Source organism: Bacillus sp. 03113, from assembly GCF_006546985.1.
Taxonomy (GTDB): domain Bacteria; phylum Bacillota; class Bacilli; order Bacillales; family Cytobacillaceae; genus VATK01.
Map to the genome: position 1 here is coordinate 46908 of NZ_VATK01000017.1, position 19229 is coordinate 66136.

At 37.0% G+C, this 19229-nt stretch carries 18 protein-coding genes and 1 other RNA gene; 18 read left to right on the top strand and 1 reads right to left on the bottom strand.

Annotated elements, in window-relative coordinates:
• Window positions 1-3 precede the first annotated feature (3 nt).
• The 8 genes from ssrS to FDO66_RS16030 all read left to right on the top strand — a co-directional run bounded on the left by ssrS (window position 4) and on the right by FDO66_RS16030 (window position 6063).
• Window positions 4-188: non-coding RNA, 6S RNA (gene ssrS / locus FDO66_RS15995), on the top strand.
• A 109-nt stretch (window positions 189-297) separates the two neighbouring features.
• On the top strand, window positions 298-1065 hold the full coding sequence (locus FDO66_RS16000) for a tRNA threonylcarbamoyladenosine dehydratase (protein WP_141433665.1): 768 nt from the start codon (window positions 298-300) through the stop codon (window positions 1063-1065).
• A gap of 137 nt (window positions 1066-1202) precedes the next feature.
• On the top strand, window positions 1203-1976 hold the full coding sequence (locus FDO66_RS16005; protein WP_141433666.1) for a hypothetical protein: 774 nt from the start codon (window positions 1203-1205) through the stop codon (window positions 1974-1976).
• Window positions 1977-1980: 4 nt separating this feature from the next.
• Window positions 1981-2361, top strand: a complete 381-nt coding sequence (locus FDO66_RS16010) for a GntR family transcriptional regulator (RefSeq protein WP_141433667.1) — start codon at window positions 1981-1983, stop codon at window positions 2359-2361.
• Complete coding sequence (locus FDO66_RS16015) at window positions 2358-3044, top strand: ABC transporter ATP-binding protein (protein ID WP_141433668.1); 687 nt, start codon at window positions 2358-2360, stop codon at window positions 3042-3044. Before FDO66_RS16010 ends, FDO66_RS16015 begins: the two co-directional genes overlap by 4 nt.
• Before the next feature lie 115 nt (window positions 3045-3159).
• Window positions 3160-4086, top strand: coding sequence for an ABC transporter ATP-binding protein (locus tag FDO66_RS16020; RefSeq protein WP_141433716.1), 927 nt, complete (start codon window positions 3160-3162; stop codon window positions 4084-4086).
• Window positions 4079-5041: an ABC transporter permease gene (locus FDO66_RS16025; RefSeq protein WP_141433669.1), complete on the top strand. Its 963-nt coding sequence runs from the start codon at window positions 4079-4081 to the stop codon at window positions 5039-5041. Before FDO66_RS16020 ends, FDO66_RS16025 begins: the two co-directional genes overlap by 8 nt.
• Window positions 5042-5172: 131 nt before the next feature.
• Complete coding sequence (locus FDO66_RS16030; RefSeq protein WP_141433670.1) at window positions 5173-6063, top strand: M23 family metallopeptidase; 891 nt, start codon at window positions 5173-5175, stop codon at window positions 6061-6063.
• A 109-nt stretch (window positions 6064-6172) separates the two neighbouring features.
• Here FDO66_RS16030 and FDO66_RS16035 read toward each other — a convergent pair whose 3' ends face one another.
• The gene (locus FDO66_RS16035; RefSeq protein WP_141433672.1) at window positions 6173-7468 is read right to left on the bottom strand and encodes a replication-associated recombination protein A; all 1296 of its coding nucleotides are present in this window, start codon (window positions 7466-7468) and stop codon (window positions 6173-6175) included.
• Window positions 7469-7909: 441 nt separating this feature from the next.
• Here FDO66_RS16035 and cymR point away from each other — a divergent pair, with 441 nt between their 5' ends.
• The 10 genes from cymR to FDO66_RS16085 all read left to right on the top strand — a co-directional run bounded on the left by cymR (window position 7910) and on the right by FDO66_RS16085 (window position 19229).
• Window positions 7910-8329 (top strand): cysteine metabolism transcriptional regulator CymR, encoded by a 420-nt coding sequence (gene cymR / locus FDO66_RS16040; RefSeq protein WP_141433673.1) that lies wholly within the window; start codon window positions 7910-7912, stop codon window positions 8327-8329.
• A gap of 57 nt (window positions 8330-8386) precedes the next feature.
• Window positions 8387-9532: a cysteine desulfurase family protein gene (locus tag FDO66_RS16045; protein WP_141433674.1), complete on the top strand. Its 1146-nt coding sequence runs from the start codon at window positions 8387-8389 to the stop codon at window positions 9530-9532.
• A gap of 132 nt (window positions 9533-9664) precedes the next feature.
• The gene (gene mnmA, locus FDO66_RS16050) at window positions 9665-10780 is read left to right on the top strand and encodes a tRNA 2-thiouridine(34) synthase MnmA (RefSeq protein WP_141433675.1); all 1116 of its coding nucleotides are present in this window, start codon (window positions 9665-9667) and stop codon (window positions 10778-10780) included.
• Between the two features lie 91 nt (window positions 10781-10871).
• Window positions 10872-11519 carry a tetratricopeptide repeat protein gene (locus FDO66_RS16055; protein ID WP_141433676.1) on the top strand — a complete coding sequence of 216 codons (648 nt, stop codon included), beginning with the start codon at window positions 10872-10874 and terminating at the stop codon, window positions 11517-11519.
• A 45-nt stretch (window positions 11520-11564) separates the two neighbouring features.
• The gene (gene recD2 / locus FDO66_RS16060; RefSeq protein ID WP_141433677.1) at window positions 11565-13985 is read left to right on the top strand and encodes an SF1B family DNA helicase RecD2; all 2421 of its coding nucleotides are present in this window, start codon (window positions 11565-11567) and stop codon (window positions 13983-13985) included.
• A gap of 74 nt (window positions 13986-14059) precedes the next feature.
• Entirely contained in the window at window positions 14060-14530 is a 471-nt protein-coding gene (locus FDO66_RS16065) for a PRC-barrel domain-containing protein (protein WP_141433678.1), read from the top strand.
• A gap of 59 nt (window positions 14531-14589) precedes the next feature.
• A complete protein-coding gene (locus FDO66_RS16070; protein WP_395939795.1) occupies window positions 14590-14742 on the top strand; it encodes a hypothetical protein in 153 nt (50 codons plus the stop codon).
• 61 nt (window positions 14743-14803) lie between these two features.
• Window positions 14804-15871 carry an AI-2E family transporter gene (locus tag FDO66_RS16075; RefSeq protein ID WP_141433680.1) on the top strand — a complete coding sequence of 356 codons (1068 nt, stop codon included), beginning with the start codon at window positions 14804-14806 and terminating at the stop codon, window positions 15869-15871.
• 379 nt (window positions 15872-16250) lie between these two features.
• The gene (gene alaS / locus FDO66_RS16080) at window positions 16251-18884 is read left to right on the top strand and encodes an alanine--tRNA ligase (protein WP_141433681.1); all 2634 of its coding nucleotides are present in this window, start codon (window positions 16251-16253) and stop codon (window positions 18882-18884) included.
• 78 nt (window positions 18885-18962) lie between these two features.
• Window positions 18963-19229, top strand: coding sequence for an IreB family regulatory phosphoprotein (locus FDO66_RS16085; RefSeq protein ID WP_141433683.1), 267 nt, complete (start codon window positions 18963-18965; stop codon window positions 19227-19229).

Sequence of the window (19229 nt, forward strand, 5' to 3'; positions counted from 1 at the left end):
AAGGTAGTCCTAATGTGTACGTTGTTTACCCTCATTTTTGACCGAACATTTTTGACTTGGGAGTTTGCGTTTTCAAATAGCGTAAATGCCTATCACAAGGACTTACTACTATTTGGAACAGAACACCCACCTGCAAGTTGCGGGTTCAAAAGAAGGACTTTTAAGACGACGGCATAATTGGGACTTAGTCCCATACATAAATGTATTGATGAATCCTGAGTGTATACTCAGGATTTTTTGTAGGAATTATATAAAATTTAACATTTATTACGAAGATGATGATATGGAGGGAGATAAATGCTGCATCAGTTTTCAAGAAACGAGCTAGCGATAGGAAAAGAAGGGTTAGAGAAATTGAAAAATAGTACAGTAGCTGTACTTGGAATAGGAGGGGTTGGTTCCTTTGCAGCTGAAGCGTTAGCAAGATCTGGTGTAGGGAAGCTCGTACTGATTGATAAGGATGATGTGGATATTACCAACGTGAATCGTCAAGTTATTGCCCTACTTTCAACAGTTGGAAGACCAAAGGCAGAGCTGATGAAAGAAAGAATTATGGATATCAATCCTGAATGCGATGTAACGGCATTGAAAATCTTCTATACAGAAGAAACATATGAACAAATTTTCGGCTATGGATTAGATTTTGTCATCGATGCATCTGATACGATTTCATATAAAATCCATTTAATGAAGGAATGCTTAAAAAGAGGAATCCCGATGATTTCAAGCATGGGTGCTGCAAATAAAATGGACCCAACAAGATTCAAAATTGCTGATATTTCTAAAACTCATACCGATCCTTTAGCAAAAGTAATTCGGACAAGACTAAGAAAAGAAGGGATCACAAAAGGAATTCCTGTTGTTTTTTCAGATGAAAGCCCGATCGTCATTCGTGAAGACGTTCGTAAAACGGTTGGAAAGGACGATGCTAAAATTCGCAAGGCAAAAATGCCGCCTTCCTCGAATGCGTTTGTTCCATCCGTTGCCGGCTTAATTGCCGCTAGTTATGTTGTACGCAGTATCCTTAGTGATGTGAAGATTAATCGTGTGAAGGATGAAAAGTGAATAATGAGAGATGAAAGAGAGTGAATAAAACCACTCTCTTTTTTTATTGGGAAAATTAGGGTTGACAATTATTAATGTAATAGTGTACTATCTAACTAGAACACTATTACATTAATAATTTAAGGAGGTTTTTATTTTTGCAAGCTTTTAAAGGGTTAGTTTTTAAAGAATTGAAGATTTCTATGAATATTTTTCTAACGATGATTTGCCTTCCTATTATTATTTCTGTTGGATCGTTTGGTTTCTCGCGATATTTTAATGAACCAATGATTTTTGCTTCGGTTTCGATTGGCTTATTAGGAGCTCACAGTCTTTATATCCCTATATTTCTGTTATCTTCTTTGCAAATAGAAGGAAGAACTCAGCTTTGGCTTCATAATCCTCAAAATGCAGTGAAATTATTATTGGCAAAATTATCTACCAGCATTGTTTATTATCTGATCTCTATTCTATGCTCAATCTTAATCGCAAGCTGGTCGATATCAAGAGCGGAAGCAGTGGAGGATATTACGGTAGGATTTAAAGGGTTGCTTTTGATCGGAGCAGGAATATTAGTTTGGTCCATTTATGCTGGCATTTGGATGTTCTTTTATTGGACGGTCTACCATTCATTATCAAAGATTACATGGATAAAAAAAATAAGACCGTTTATGATTGGAGGAATATGGATAGCCATAAATATTATAGGAACCTATATCCGAAGTCAGCCTTTCTATGTGCATTTGAAGGAAAGCTGGGTAATTCATATTGATGGTCTAAAATCATTATCCATAACAATAGGCTCGCTTTTTATAGATGGAAAAATGGATACTTTAGAGTTTTCGCTTGCTAAAATGATCATCTATATTTTAATTGCGATCACTGTATTATTAATATCCGTATGGCTTCTAGAACGGAAAGTGGAGGTGTAATCTTTTGGTGGAAGAATTCCAAACATCGAGACCAATTTATATGCAAATTATGGATAAAATTCATTTGCAAATTGCCAGAAATGAGCTAAAACCTGGAGAAAAGCTTCCGTCTGTACGAGAAATGGCAGTGAAAGCAGGAGTAAATCCAAATACGATTCAGAGAACCTATAGTGAATTGGAGAGGATGAAAATGGTGGAAACAAAACGAGGACAAGGAACGTTTGTGACAGAAAATAGAGAAATGATCATTCATTTAAAGCAGCGTTTGCAAATGGATATTATTGAATCATTCGTGAACAGCATGAAAGAGCTTGGCTTTACGAATACGGAAATGATCTCTGGACTTCAGCAATACATTGATTTGAGTCAGGGGGAAGAGAATTGATTGAATTTCAACAGGTGACAAAGAAGTATGGAAGAGGGTACGCTTTAAATAACGTTTCCTTTCAGCTTGATAAAGGAAAAATATATGGATTGATCGGTCCAAATGGAAGTGGCAAATCGACGACATTAAAAATGATTGCCGGACTTGTCCATCCATCTTCTGGTCAAGTATTAGTGGATGGCATCCCTTCATCAAGAAGAGTAGCAGATCGAGTAGCCTATTTAACGGAATTAGATATGTTTTATCCTTCATTTACCGTTAAGGATACGATTCAATTTGCGGCAACGCAGTTTTCAGATTTTCAAATGGACAAAGCAGACGAACTGCTCATCTTTATGAAATTAGATCCAGACAAAAAGGTGAAGCAATTATCCAAAGGAAATCGAGGCAGATTGAAGTTAGTCGTTGTACTTGCACGCAATACGCCGATTTTACTGCTGGATGAACCTTTTTCTGGCTTAGACCCAATGGTTCGCGACTCAATTGTAAAAGGGTTGCTTTCCTATATAGATTTTGACAACCAGACTGTGATCATCACGACACATGAAATATTAGAAGTAGAATCTATTTTAGACGAGGTGATAGGAATCAAGGATGGAAATATCATTGCTCGACATCATGTGGAAGAATTGAGAGAAAGAGAAGGTTTATCTGTTTTAGATTGGATGAAGAAGAACTTATAAGTATTTCTGGGTTTCGCCGATAAAAGCTAAGAAATCGCCGATAAATAAAAATCCGGAAAAAATCTAGCTAGTTTCATGTATTTCAATAAAGAAACGAGAGAGGAGCGAATGAATGTTGGAGCATTTTGTTGAAATTAAAAATGTGACAAAAAAAATTAAAGGGAAAACCATTATTGATTCTTTAAGCTTCCAAGTACGAAAAGGGGAGGTATTTGGCTTCCTTGGTCCGAATGGTGCGGGGAAAACAACAACCATTCGAATGATAGTAGGACTTATTGGGATCACGGATGGAGATATTACGATTTGTGGAAAAAGTATTACAAAGGATTTTGAAAGTGCGGTAAGGCATGTAGGTGCAATTGTTGAAAACCCTGAAATGTATAAATTTTTAAGCGGCTATAAAAACCTTCTTCATTATGCCAATATGACGAAGGGGATTACAAAGCAAAAAATTGATGAAGTCGTGGAGCTTGTTGGTTTAACAGAACGTATTCATGATAAAGTGAAAACCTACTCTCTTGGGATGAGACAAAGACTTGGACTTGCTCAATGCTTATTGCATGACCCAGAGGTGTTAATTTTAGATGAGCCGACGAATGGATTAGATCCAGCAGGGATTCGGGAAATTCGTGATCACGTACGAATGCTGGCAAGAGAAAGAGGAATGGCTGTCATCGTTTCAAGTCACTTGCTTTCAGAAATGGAAATGATGTGTGATCGAATCGGCATTATTCAAAAAGGAAAGCTTGTAGATGTTCAGCTTGTGCATGATTTTGTTCAAAGTAATGAAAAACTATATGAAATTGAAGTGGAACCGAAAAAAACAGCTGAGGCTGTATTAAAAGAAAAATATAAAGATCTGCAAATAGAAGAAGTCGTCAAAGGAATCACTGTTCCGGTTTCAAGAGAGGAGCTTCCGGAAGTTGTTAAGACCTTAGTTGAAGCGGATGTGTCAATTTATGGAATTCAAGAAGTCACGAAAACATTAGAGGAACGATTCCTTGAAGTAACATCGGAAAAGGGGGCAGTTAATCATGCTTAAGCTCGTTCAAAATGAATGGATGAAAATATTTAATCGACCTGGGACTTATGTTATGCTTGTCCTCCTCGTTCTCATGGTCTCTGTTATGGGAGCTGTTATAAAATATCAAGAAAATGGCGTTAAAATCCCTAATAATGATAATTGGAGAAGTGGTTTAGAGGAACAAAATAAAAGCTTTAAACAGCAGCTTGAAGAAATGGATGGGGCTGGTTACAAAGAAGCAAAAGAACATATCAAAAGACAAATGGTAATCAATCAATACCGTCTCGATCACAATATATCACCCAATCAAGAAGAGTATTCTGCGTGGGATTTTGTAAAGGATGCGTCTAATCTTATTTCAATTGCCGGTTTATTTACGATTATAGTAGCAGCAGGAATTGTTGCCAGTGAGTTTAATTGGGGAACAATCAAGCTTTTGTTAATTCGTCCAATCAGCAGATGGAAAGTGCTCTTATCAAAATATCTAACGGTGCTTCTGTTTGGATTGATGATGCTCTTTATTTTATTTGTTTTTTCAACCTTACTAGGAGCGGTTCTATTTGGATTTCCAGAGGCTGCATCACCATATTTAAATTACTTTAACGGAAAAGTAACAGAACAAACGATGCTCGTTCATTTGATTATTTTTTATGGCTTGAATTCAATTACCTTATTAATGCTTTCAACAATGGCCTTTATGATATCTGCTGTGTTCCGAAATAGTTCATTAGCTATTGGGATTTCTATCTTCCTTATGTTTATGGGAGCACAAGGAACAAGACTGCTCGCGATGAAATTTGATTGGGCAAAGTATATACTATTCGCTAATACTGATTTAATGCAATATTTTGAAGGAGTTCCTATGGTTAAAGGAATGACTCTGACGTTCTCGACCATTATGCTTATCCTGTACTATGCATTATTTATATTTCTTGCCTTTTATATTTTCAAAAAGAGAGATGTAGCAGCTTAGAAAACGTAAATTTATTTACAAAAAACCCTATGAATAAATCTAGGCCGTACAAGAAGTACTAGTGCAGATGATACGCCAGAAAGTCGCGTTTTCGTCTGCTTTTTTTTGCTGAAGTAAAGGAGGGGGTTATTTTGAAGTTTAAGCAAATATTCATTTTGAATATTACACTTTTTCTATTAGTTGAATGGATTAGTGCATACTTTATCGGTGGAGTATTAGGTGTAGTTAGCTGGTGGGGGATAATGGGCGGTAGTATTGCCGGGGTAATTATAACTTTAGCGATATTGATCGTTTTTATAATAAAGCTTATTAGACGAAACAAAATAACGAGGTACTTAATTATCGCGTTCTTTTTGTGTGTCATAATGGCTTTCCCTTTTTGTTGGTTTTTACATATTGGTAATCTTGCTTATCCCGCTAGTATTAAAGCAACAAAACCTGCTGTTTCCATAGAATTACCATTCGATGAAGCTGTTAAAGTTGGTTGGGGTGGAAATGATATTAAAACAAATCAACCGCACGTGGTTGTTCCTAATGAACGTTGGGCATATGACTTCATTATGAATCCACACTCAATCAAAAGTAAAAATCTTAATGATTATGGGATTTATAATAAAGAAATTATAGCTCCTATCAAAGGAAAGATTGTTGGAGCCTATGATAAAGAGAAAGATATTCTTCCAGGATCTGAAGATAATGAAACAATGATAGGAAATTATATTTATATAAAAATAGAAGAGACAGATACCTATTTAGTCTTGGCACATATTAAGCAAGGTTCGATTTTGGTTAAGAAAGGTCAAGTGGTGGAAGTAGGTACACCTTTAGCTAGAGTGGGAAACTCTGGATCGACTAGTGAACCACATTTACATATTCATCATCAAAGACAAAACCCTGTAGAAACAAGTATGTTTTTGACTGAAGGACTCCCTCTTTATTTTCATCATATAAATGGAAAGTCTATGCCAGTTGGTGGGGAAAATGGTGACATCATTTCTCCTAAAGGGAAGTCAAAATCTTAAAAAGAATGCAAAGGCGCCAACAGTTCGAATCATAAGTCAATCACTTGAAAAATCAAAAAATTCTCATTGATCGTCAATTGTTTGGCGCCCTGCACTTTTCTGGTTACCTTTATGATTTCTTCCCCTTTTTAAACTCCTCGAGCTTATGATAAATCGCTGCTAAGCGTTTTTCTTCTCCAGCCTCAATTGGATGATAATAGGTTGTTCCTTTTAAATTGTTAGGAAGATAATCTTGCTCAACCCATCCGCCAAATGAGCCAATCGGATAGTCATGTGGATACTTATATCCAACATGCCCTAGCACTTTTGAGCCTGAATAATGTCCGTCGCGGAGATGCTTTGGAATTTCACCCACTTTTCCTTGTCTAATTTCATCAATTGCTTTATCTAATGCTTGATAAGCAGAATTAGATTTAGACGAAAGACACATTTCAACGACTGCCACGGCTAATGGAATTCGCGCTTCTGGTAAGCCTAAGCGTTCGCTTGAGGTGACAGCTGCCAATACATTGTTTCCAACAGCTGGATTTGCGAGTCCGATATCCTCATAGGCTATCACTAATAGCCGGCGATTAACGGCAACTAAATCCCCTGTTTCTAATAGATGAGCAAGATAATAGAGCGCCGCATCGACATCACTGCCTCGAATGCTTTTTTGGAGACTAGATAATAAGTTATAAAAATTCGATCCTTTTTTATCTCCATAAACGCCTGCTTTTTCAATCATATTTTGGATTGTTTTATCTTCTACTATAAATGTTTCATTCTCCTTGGATGACGAATAGACAATCGATTCCAATAAGGTCAATGATTTTCTCGCATCACCATTGACCCCAAAAGCGATCGTTTGTATTTGTTCATCAGTTATTTGAATCGAGATCTTTCCTAAGCCTTTTTTCTCGTCCTGTAAAGCACGCTTTAAAAGCTCTTGTATATTTTCAGCGGTTAATCGTGTCAGCTGTTTAATTTGTCCACATCGGCTTCTAATTGCAGGATTGACATCATGAAATGGATTTTCAGTTGTGGCGCCAATTAAAATAATATCTCCTCGTTCGACATGAGGCAAAAGATAATCTTGCTGTGCTTTATTAAAGCGATGAATTTCATCTAAAAACAAAATGACTTTCCCAGTAAGACGTGTTTCCTCGACAACGGCTTCCACATCTTTTTTTCCAGCTGTTGTCGCATTTAAAGCGATAAAAGGAATATTAGTCGTTCCTGCAATTGCAAAAGCAATCGACGTCTTCCCAATACCGGGCTCCCCATATAACAGCATGGAAGGGACATATCCATTTTGAATCATTTTATATAAACTTGTCTTTTTTCCGATGATCTCTTCTTGACCAACAATTTCATCAAGATTTGTTGGTCGCATCCGGTAAGCAAGCGGTTCTCCAAAAAACATTGGAAATCCTCCTTAAAAAAATATGCAAGAACATATGTTTTGTATAGTAATATTATAGCTTTTTTGATAAAAGGAAGAAAGCAGTAAGAAAAAATTAGATAATTGAAACTTCTTTTGTATGAACATCCTTATTTTATTTCGTTAAACTAAATGTGCTATAATAACAAAGTCTATCTAATTAGTCAGGTTTTTGCTATGCTTTTTATATATATAGATTTTATTTAGGTAATGATGATTAGGAACTGGGTTAGCCGTTTAAAAGCTGTGTTTTTTATTGTACTGAACACCGCGCATGAACTTCTCTACTGCTACAAAAACTTCACATTCCCTTAATGGGTTTACCCTATTTTCAATCCATCTAACTAAACAAACTTGATACAAAATTAATAGTAATATTCTTATCGTAAAACAAGAAATAATAAAAAGTCGAGGTGCTATTTTATGAAAATATCTACAAAGGGACGCTATGGCTTAACAATTATGATCGAATTAGCCAAAAAACACGGAGAAGGTCCACTCTCATTAAAATTAATCGCGCAAATGAATAATTTATCAGAGCATTATTTAGAACAATTGATTGCTCCATTAAGAAATGCGGGCTTAGTAAGAAGTATTCGTGGAGCATATGGAGGCTATGTTCTAGGGGATGAGCCTTCAAAAATTACTGCAGGAGATATCATTAGAGTGTTAGAAGGGCCCATCACTCCCGTTGAGGGGATTGAAAACGAAGAGCCAGCCAAACGTGAACTTTGGATTCGAATTCGCGATGCAATTAAAAATGTGCTAGACAGTACAACCATTGAAGATTTAGCGAATCATACGGAAGATAGTGCTCCAGATTCTTATATGTTTTATATTTAGAGCTAGTATTAGTGAGTATGTGGAAGTTAGGAAGTATTATTTAAGAAGGTGAAAGTGTTGGAAAGGATTTACGTTGATCATGCTGCAACGTCTCCTATGCATGAAAAAGTAATTGCTAAAATGTATGAAGTCATGAATGCACAGTTTGGTAATCCTTCTAGTATTCATTCTTTTGGACGGGAAGCACGTAAAATCGTAGACATATCTCGTCATTTCATGGCAAAAAGCCTTGGTGCAAAAGAAAATGAAATTATATTTACAAGCGGAGGAACCGAAGCTGATAATCATGCCATTTTTGGGGTTGCAGAGGCCTATAAGGAAAAAGGGAAGCATATTATTACAACTCAAGTGGAGCATCATGCTGTTCTACATACATGCCAGCAGCTAGAAAAAAATGGTTTTGAGGTTACGTATTTACCGGTTGATGAATCCGGAAAAATACGACTTCAAGATTTTCAAAAAGCCTTAAGGAAAGATACCATACTTGTTACAATTATGTACGGGAATAATGAAGTTGGAACGATCCAGCCTATTAAAGAAATAGGGGACATGATAAAAAGTCACCAAGCGATTTTTCATACAGATGCTGTACAGGCTTATGGGATTGAAAAAATCGATGTTAATGAATTGGGGATTGATCTATTATCTGTGTCGGCTCATAAAATCAATGGACCAAAGGGGATTGGTTTTTTATATGTACGAAATGGAATTTCTTTGCCTTCCCGTCTTTTCGGTGGGGAGCAGGAAAGAAAAAGACGTGCAGGAACAGAAAATGTCCCTTCTGTGGCAGGATTTTATGAGGCTGTTTTAATTGCTCAACAAGAAATGGAAGATCACAGAAAAACGTATTTGCATTTTAAAGAAATTTTTATTCAAACGCTGCAAAATCAGCAAATTAAATTTTATCAAAACGGTTTTGTTGAACAATCACTCCCACATGTATTAAACTTAAGTTTTCCTGGTACAAATGTGGAGGCACTATTGGTTAATTTAGACTTAGCTGGAATTGCTGCATCAAGTGGTTCAGCTTGTACAGCTGGTTCCATCGATCCTTCTCATGTTCTCGTTGCCATGTTTGGCAAAAGCTCTCATCGTATTCAAGACTCCATTCGTTTTAGCTTTGGGTTATCGAATACAGATGAACAGATTAAGAAGGCTGCGCTGGAGACAGCAAAGATTGTTCAGCGTTTAACAGCAAAATAGCTATTTCCATATATAAGAAGGAAAATAGGATAGCGTATATTGAGTGAGACAAGATAATAAAGAGATTGCTACTTTATTCGATCATTCTAGAAAATATGCTCCTATAAGTTTTGAAATAGGTGAGGTGAGAAGATGAAAAAAGAACCAAAAGACACACGCGTCGTTGTTGGGATGTCTGGTGGTGTTGATTCCTCTGTCGCTGCTTTATTGTTAAAGGAACAGGGCTATGATGTGATCGGTATTTTTATGAAAAACTGGGATGATACAGATGAGTTCGGAGTTTGTACAGCCACAGAAGATTATGAAGATGTCATTCGCGTCTGTAACCAAATTGGGATCCCTTATTACGCAGTAAATTTTGAAAAGCAATATTGGGACAAAGTTTTTACTTATTTTTTAGATGAGTATAAGGCTGGCAGAACGCCAAATCCAGATGTGATGTGTAATAAAGAAATCAAATTTAAAGCATTTCTTGACCACGCTATGATGCTTGGTGCAGACTATTTAGCTACAGGTCACTATGCAAGAGTAGCCTATATGGACGGGGAATATAAAATGCTGCGAGGAATAGATGACAATAAAGATCAGACGTATTTCTTGAATCAGCTTTCTCAAAGTCAGCTTGAAAAAGTCATGTTTCCAATTGGGAATATTGAAAAGGCACAGGTTCGAAAAATTGCGCAGGAAGCTGGTCTTGCAACAGCTGCTAAAAAAGATAGTACAGGTATTTGTTTTATTGGAGAAAGAAACTTTAAAGACTTTTTAAGCAATTACTTACCAGCACAGCCTGGCAATATGGAAACACTTGATGGAGAAATTCTTGGCCGTCATGATGGACTTATGTATTATACAATTGGTCAACGCCATGGTTTAGGTATTGGTGGCGCAGGCGATCCATGGTTTGTGATCGGGAAAGATATTAAGAAAAATGTCTTGTATGTAGGTCAAGGCTTCCATCATCATAAACTTTACTCGGACTCGATCATTGCCACGAATATAAGCTGGGTCTCAAATGAAGAAAAACCACAATCTTTTGAATGTACAGCGAAGTTTAGATATCGTCAACCAGACCATAAAGTTACAGTTCAATTACTGGAAAATCAATGTGCTAAAGTCATTTTCCATGAACCGATTAGAGCTGTGACACCTGGACAAGCCGTCGTTTTTTATCATGATGAAGAATGTCTAGGCGGGGGAACGATTGATGAGATTTTTTATCATAGTGAACGCTTAACGTATGTAGGCTAAAATAGAGGGAAACCCAAAGGTACTATTGGGTTTCTCTCTTTTTTGTCTATTAATTATGATATACTTTTATATTAGAAATGGAGTGTGCTGAATGGATAAAAATCAACAGGGGATTCAATACATGCAGGAGGGTAATTGGGAAGAAGCAGCAAAGCTTTTTATGGAAGCTATCGATGAAAATCCAACCGATCCTGTAGCCTATATTAATTTTGGAAATGTACTTGCTGCCGTAGGAGATACGGATCGAGCACTAAAATTTTATGAAAAAGCAATTGAAATAGATGGATCAGCGGCTGCAGCCTATTATAGTGCTGGGAATTTATATTTTGAGCAGGAGCAGTTTGAAGAAGCAATAAAAATGTTTGATAAAGCAATGAATCATGGACTTGATTCAAGTGATAATTATTTTATGCTAGGGATGTGTTATATCCAACTTGAGCAAACGAAGTATGCGCTTCCGTATTTACAAAGAAGTGTGGAGTTAAATAAAGAGGATGCAGAAGCCTTATTTCAATATGGCTTATGTCTTGCGAAACTTGAATTAATTGATGAAGCGATTACTCAACTTGAGAAGTGTATTAACATTGATGAAAATCACGCAGACGCTTATTACAATCTTGGAGTTGCGTATGGTTTTAAGGAAGATGAAACAAAAGCGCTAAAAATGTTTGATAAAGCTTTAACGATACAACCAGATCATTTGTTAGCTGGTTATGGAAAGAAATTACTGAAAGCGTAAGAAAACGATAAAAACAATCAATAACAATAAGAAAGGAGGGAGATTGTGGATCAGCAGGATAAACTTGATTTATTTAAGGAACAAGAAAAATTTATTAAGGGAAAGCATTTAGTGACCATCTTCCATAATGAGCAAAATTTATATACGGTGCTGCGTATTCGTGTAGAAGAAACGAATGAAAACTATGAAGAAAAAGAAGCGGTAATTACGGGTTATTTTCCTAAAATACACGAGCAAGAAACGTATATTTTTTACGGAGAATTTAAAGATCATCCAAAATTTGGGGTCCAGTTTCAATCGCAGCATTTTAGAAAGGATATCCCTCAAACAAAGCAAGGAGTAGTCACTTACTTATCGAGTGAGCTATTTAAAGGAATCGGAAGAAAAACAGCTGAAAGTATTGTAGAGACATTAGGGGAGAATGCGATTTCAAGAATTTTAAATAGCCCTTCTATTTTAGAAAAGGTTCCTAAGCTCCCTCCTGACAAAGCAAAATTATTGTATAACACGTTAATGGAGCATCAAGGATTAGAGCAGGCCATGATTGCCTTAAATCAATATGGCTTTGGCCCTCAACTATCAATGCGCATCTATCAAATGTATAAGGATCAAACGATTGATGTCATCCAAGAAAATCCTTATAAGCTCGTTGAGGACATAGAAGGGATTGGTTTTGGACGTGCAGATGAATTGGGGTATCAGCTTGGGATTTCTGGAAATCATCCTGATCGAATAAAAGCTGCTTGCCTTTATATTTTAGAAACAGAAAGTATTCAATCAGGCCATGTCTATCTAGAAACAGCAGCCTTTCTTCAGCAAGTAAGGGCCCTTCTAGAAGAAAATAAACGTGATACGATCGAATTTAGCGATATTTCAAATGAAGTGATAAAACTTGGAGAAGAAGGAAAAGTGATAATTGAAGAGGATAGGACATACTTGCCTTCGCTTTATTTTTCAGAAAAGGGCTTTGTCACAAATATTAAGCGTATATTAGAGCAAACAGAATACGAAAATCAATTTCCTGAATCTGAATTTTTATTGGCACTTGGCAAGCTAGAGGATCGACTAGGGGTACAATATGCGCCTTCGCAAAAGGAAGCGATTCAAACCGCCTTAATGTCTCCGATGCTGATCTTAACAGGTGGGCCTGGCACTGGTAAAACAACGGTTATAAAGGGAATAGTCGAGCTATTTGCGGAGCTGCATGGCTGTTCATTAGATCGCAAGGATTATAAAAAGGAAGAGCCGTTTCCGTTTTTATTAGCAGCACCTACAGGAAGAGCGGCGAAACGGATGTCGGAATCAACCGGTCTCCCAGCTGTAACGATTCATCGATTATTAGGCTGGAATGGAGTAGATGGCTTTGAATATCATGAAGACAATCCATTAGAAGGAAAAATCTTAATCGTGGATGAAACCTCGATGGTTGATATATGGCTGGCCAATTCATTAGGAAAGGCTCTTCCAAAAAACATTCAAGTCATTTTTGTTGGCGATGAAGATCAGCTTCCGTCAGTTGGTCCTGGACAAGTATTAAAGGATTTACTTCGTTCTGAATGTATACCAACTGTTCGTTTAACAGATATATATCGACAAGCGGAAGGCTCTTCTATTATTGATTTAGCTCATGCGATGAAAAATGGCAGGTTGCCTGAAAATATTTTAGAGCAGCAAGCAGATCGTTCTTTTATACGATGTTCAGCGTCTCAAATAGGGGAAGTCGTTGAAAAGGTTGTCATGAATGCGGTGAAAAAAGGATATTCACCGAGAGATATGCAAGTTCTTGCCCCGATGTATCGCGGCCCTGCAGGCATTGATCGATTAAATGTACTCCTTCAGGAAATCTTAAATCCTAATCCCAATGGAACAAAAAAAGAACTTGCTTTTGGGGATGTGAAATATCGAGTAGGCGATAAGGTTTTACAATTAGTCAACCAGCCAGAAAACCATGTCTACAATGGGGATATGGGTGAAATTGTTTCTATTTTTTATGTGAAAGAAAATACAGAAAAGCAGGATATGATCGTTGTTTCCTTTGATGGAGTAGAAGCGACTTATACAAGGCAAGATTTAGTTCAGATTACACATGCTTTTTGCTGCTCAGTACATAAATCTCAAGGCAGTGAGTTCCCCATCGTCATTTTGCCAGTCGTTAAGAGCTATTATCGCATGCTAAGAAGAAATCTTATTTATACAGCCATCACGAGAAGTAAGCAATTTCTTATTTTATGTGGTGAAAAGGAAGCTCTAGAACTAGGCGTAAAAAGAGGAGATGAGGAAGCTAGGAATACGACATTGGTGCAAAAAATACAAGAGACGTTTTCTAGTGATAAAAAACAAAGTGAAAAAATAGCACAAACAAGCCCGCTTAAGTATGAGGATGAACTTATGAATGTTGATCCGATGATTGGAATGGAGAATTTAACCCCTTATGATTTTGTAGATAAAGTAGAAGCGACCTCATAATTGGAAAACGTTTCTGCCGATATTTTTTGATTTAAAAACGAAAAATATAACTGTTCGGAAAGGGGGAAGATCTCCTGCGAACAGTCTCTTTATTAAAAGGATTACCGGTTATTGATTTGGCAAATGGGGCAAAAATAGGTGAAGTTTGTGACGTTAGCATCTCAGATGGAGCAGTAAAAGGATTACTATTAGAAAAGGGAGCTATATTCAAAAAAACATTTATGATCCCTATTCATTCAATTTCAAGCTTTGGCAGAGATGGAATTATGATTGACAATAAACAGTCCATAAAACCATTAAAAAAACCGAGTGATTTCTCCTTTACTCATCATCATCGTTTATCTGGACGAATGATGATGACTAATGAGGGAGAAAGGCTTGGATTACTAGAAGATGTATATTTTCTGGAAGAAGTGGGGACAATTGTAGGGTATGAATTATCTGATGGCTTCTTTTCAGATGTACTGGAGGGAAGACGGGTCATTAAAACAGATGAACCACCTGCAATTGGGAAGGATGCCATTATCATTAATGTTAAAATGTGAGGTGTCGTCCTGTGTTTCATTGTCCCAACTGCCAAAGTAAGGATATTGGTAAAATAGGTATGAGCCAGTATTATTGCTGGAGTTGTTTTATTGAGTTATCCGTAGTTGATGGAGTTATCCATACTCATCAAGTTGAGGAAGACGGTAGTTTAAGCTCCCTAGATGATTTATTTGAAGAAGATAGCAGAAAATGGTCAGCCGAAAGCGGCTGATCATTTTTTTTGAATAAAAAAGCTTTTCTTTTTTAAGAATAAGTTTATGGAGGTGTGTGCTTTGGATATTCAGGTTAAGTGGTATTATCGATTGGGGTTTTTGCTATTATTATTCGTTGTGTTATTTGTGTTTATAAAGCTTCAGCAAGTATGGCTTCCCATTTTAAAACTGATCATGACGATTATTAGTCCGTTTATAATAGCTGCTTTTATAACTTATTTGCTTCATCCAATTGTAGAGAAGCTTCATCAAAGTGGTTGGAATCGAGGATTAAGTGTATTTTTTATATATTTTTTGTTTTTTGGAGGAGTTGGTTATGCTCTCTATATGGTGATTCCTGCGTTTAATCTCCAGCTAAAGGAACTAGCAGAAAGTGCCCCTCAATTGGCTGATCAATATCGTGAATGGACTAGTTTTATTGAGAAAAAAACTGCCAATTGGCCAGATGGGATTCAGGACCGAGTAGATGATGGGATTACAACATTAGAAGCAAAGATCGATCTTCTGCTTTCTAACATATTAAATTGGTTTGTTAATCTCGCTAACTTCATTATTCTGCTTGCGTTAATTCCCTTTATTTCGTTTTATATGCTTAAGGATATTACATTAATGAAAAAAGCAGTTTGGTATATTACGCCTAGAAAGTGGAGAAGAGAAGGAGTTCACTTTTTAAGAGATGTGAATCATTCTTTAGGCAGCTATATAAGAGGACAACTACTCGTTTGTGTTATCATTGGAACCATTTCTGCCTTATTATTTTGGCTTTTTCATATGAGATATCCATTGCTGTTGGGATTTATTATTGGCGTAACCGATGTCATTCCTTATTATGGCCCCATCATAGGAGCCATCCCAGCTGTATTAATATCATTAACGATTTCTTTTAAAATGGTGATCATTACAATTATTATTATTATTGCGCTTCAATTTTTAGAAGGGAATGTATTATCTCCAATGATTGTTGGGAAAAGCCTTCAAATGCACCCCTTATTTATTATGTTTGCCCTCCTTGTTGGAGGGGAGGTCGGAGGAATTATTGGCCTTATCCTTGCTGTCCCTGTTTTGTCTATCGTCAAGGTAGCGCTTATTCATGCTCGAATCCATTTTGGGAAAAAATCAAGTATTTAAGGAGAAGATTATAAAGGACATTGACAAGCATATATCGATCTAGCTATAATGCGTTATGAGAAATATAATCGTAAAATGAAGAAGGATCAAGTATGTTATAGCCCACTTTATTGCTTTTAAAGCAAGTCAGAGAGGAATTTCCTTGGCTGCAAGAAATTCAGGTGAAGGATAACAGAAAGCTAATCCAGAGTGCAGCTAATCACTGTCGTTTAACCGCGTTAAGGTGTATGAGAGATGGATATGAGACAGATGATATCCAAAATCAGGGTGGTACCGCGAGTATAGCTCTCGTCCCTGTCCAGGGATGGGGGCTTTTTGTGTTTACATAAATGAAACACAGTGATGAAGAGGCTTTTCTATAAATAAGGAGGTTTTTATTATGAAAAAGCTAACTGGTTCACAAATTCGTCAAATGTATCTTGACTTCTTTAAAGAAAAAGGACATTCTATCGAACCAAGTGCATCGTTAGTACCCCATGATGATCCATCATTATTATGGATTAACAGTGGTGTAGCTACCTTGAAAAAATATTTTGATGGTCGTGTGGTACCAGAAAATCCACGTATTACAAATGCACAAAAATCAATTCGAACCAATGATATTGAAAACGTAGGAAAGACAGCAAGACATCATACGTTTTTTGAAATGCTAGGAAATTTTTCAATCGGTGAATATTTTAAAGTTGAAGCTATTACTTGGGCCTGGGAATTTTTAACCGATGAAAAATGGATTGGGTTTGAAAAAGAAAAACTATCTGTTACGATTCACCCTGAAGATGAAGAGGCTTTTGAAATCTGGAATAACAAGATTGGTGTTCCAGCTGAAAGAATTATTCGTATTGAAGGAAACTTCTGGGATATAGGGGAAGGTCCGAGTGGTCCAAATACGGAAATTTTTTATGATCGTGGTCCTGCTTATGGGAATGACGAAAATGACCCTGAACTATATCCAGGCGGGGAGAATGAACGTTACCTAGAAGTATGGAATCTTGTTTTCTCAGAATTCAATCATAATCCTGATGGTACATATACTCCACTGCCGAAAAAGAATATTGATACTGGGATGGGTCTAGAACGTATGGCATCCGTTGTTCAAGATGTGCAGACAAATTTTGACACGGATTTATTTATCCCAATCATTCGAGCAACAGAAGAAATTTCTGGTGCTGTTTATAATCAAAACCAAGAAACAGATGTTGCCTTTAAAGTTGTTGCTGACCATATCAGAACGGTTACATTTGCTGTTGGGGATGGAGCACTTCCTTCAAATGAAGGCAGGGGCTACGTTTTAAGACGCCTTTTACGCAGAGCTGTACGCTATGCAAAGCAAATTAATATCAATCGTCCATTTATGTTTGAGCTTGTTCCTGTTGTTGCAGAAATTATGGTTGATTTTTATCCAGAAGTAAAAGATAAAACGACTTTTATTCAAAAGGTCATAAAAAATGAAGAAGAACGCTTCCATGAGACACTAAACGAAGGGTTATCCATCTTGTCTTCTGTTATTAAAAAGGAAAAAGAAAATGGTAATAATACCATTCAAGGCAAGGATGTTTTCAGACTTTATGATACGTATGGTTTCCCAGTAGAGCTTACAGAAGAGTATGCAGAAGAAGAAGGAATGACAATTGACCATGCTGGATTTGAGCATGAAATGGAGCTTCAAAGAGAGCGTGCCCGTAATGCCCGACAAGACGTAGACTCCATGCAGGTTCAAGGTGGCGTACTAGGCGAAGTTAAGATAGAAAGCCAATTCATTGGCTATGATCAGCTTGAAGCAGATGCTAAAGTTGTTTTTATCCTAAAGGATGGTTCTCCTGTTGATGAAGCTCACGAAGGAGACGAGATTCAATTCATCCTTGATACAACTCCTTTTTATGCTGAAAGTGGAGGTCAAATTGCAGATGCAGGGATTTTAACTTCTGAACAGGCAACTGTATCTGTTAAGGATGTGCAAAAAGCACCAAATGGACAAAATCTTCATAAAGGAGCTGTTCAAACTGGTGTGCTTCGTGTTAACGAAGCGGTTCATGCATCCGTAGATGAGCAAAATCGAGGCAAGATTATTAAAAATCATACGGCTACTCACCTTCTTCATCGTGCACTGAAGGATGTGCTTGGTGAGCATGTTAACCAAGCTGGATCTTTAGTTGAAGCAGGAAGACTCCGCTTTGACTTCTCTCATTTTGGCCAAATTAAGCCAGAGGAGATTGAACAAATTGAAACGATTGTGAATGAGAAAATTTGGAGCAGTCTCCCAGTTCAGATTGACTTTAAAAAGATTAACGAAGCAAAAGCAATGGGAGCAATGGCTCTCTTCGGAGAAAAATATGGGGAAATTGTACGTGTTGTTCAAGTAGGAGGTTATAGTTTAGAGCTCTGTGGAGGCTGCCACGTACCAAATACTTCTGTGATTGGACTATTTAAGATAGTCTCTGAAAGCGGAATTGGTGCAGGAACAAGACGTATTGAAGCTGTAACTGGAGAAGCTGCTTACCAATTGTTAAATGACCAAATTCATATTCTTAAGGATGCTGCTCATAAGTTGAAAACAAATCCAAAAGAAGTTGCTCACAGAATTGATCAACTAATGACTGAAATCAAGCAGCTGCAGCGTGAAAATGAATCATTAGCCGGAAAATTAAGCCATATCGAAGCTGGAGATCTTGTTTCAAAAGTCGTTCAAGTAAATGGAATCAATGTGTTATCTACAAAGGTCCAAGCTTCTGATATCAATACCCTTCGTAATATGGCAGATGATCTAAAACAAAAGCTTGGTTCAGCAATAGTCGTTTTAGGCAGTGTCAACGAAGGCAAGGTAAGCTTAATTGCTGGAGTCACGAAGGATTTAATTCCACAAGGCTATCATGCTGGGAAAATCGTCAAAGAAGTGTCAAGTCGGTGCGGCGGAGGCGGCGGTGGCCGTCCGGATATGGCTCAGGCGGGTGGAAAAGACCCAAGCAAGCTAGATCATGCATTGCAATTTGTAGAAGAATGGGTTAAATCCATTTGATATTAAGTAGAAGTAGTGTAAAATGAAGGTAACTATTTGCTATCTGAATCGCCTAGCAGAAAAAGTGAGGTGTTGAATATGAGCTCATTTGATAAAACCATGAGATTTAATTTTCCAGAGGAGCCTTTTGAGCGTAATGTGGATGAAGTACTTTTTCAAGTGTATGAAGCTCTTCAAGAAAAAGGATATAATCCAATTAATCAAATTGTTGGTTACCTTTTATCAGGAGACCCTGCTTATATTCCGAGACATCGAGATGCTCGTAATATCATCCGTAAGCTTGAGCGAGATGAAATTATTGAGGAGCTAGTGAAATCGTATTTAAAAAAACAACGTGAGGGATAA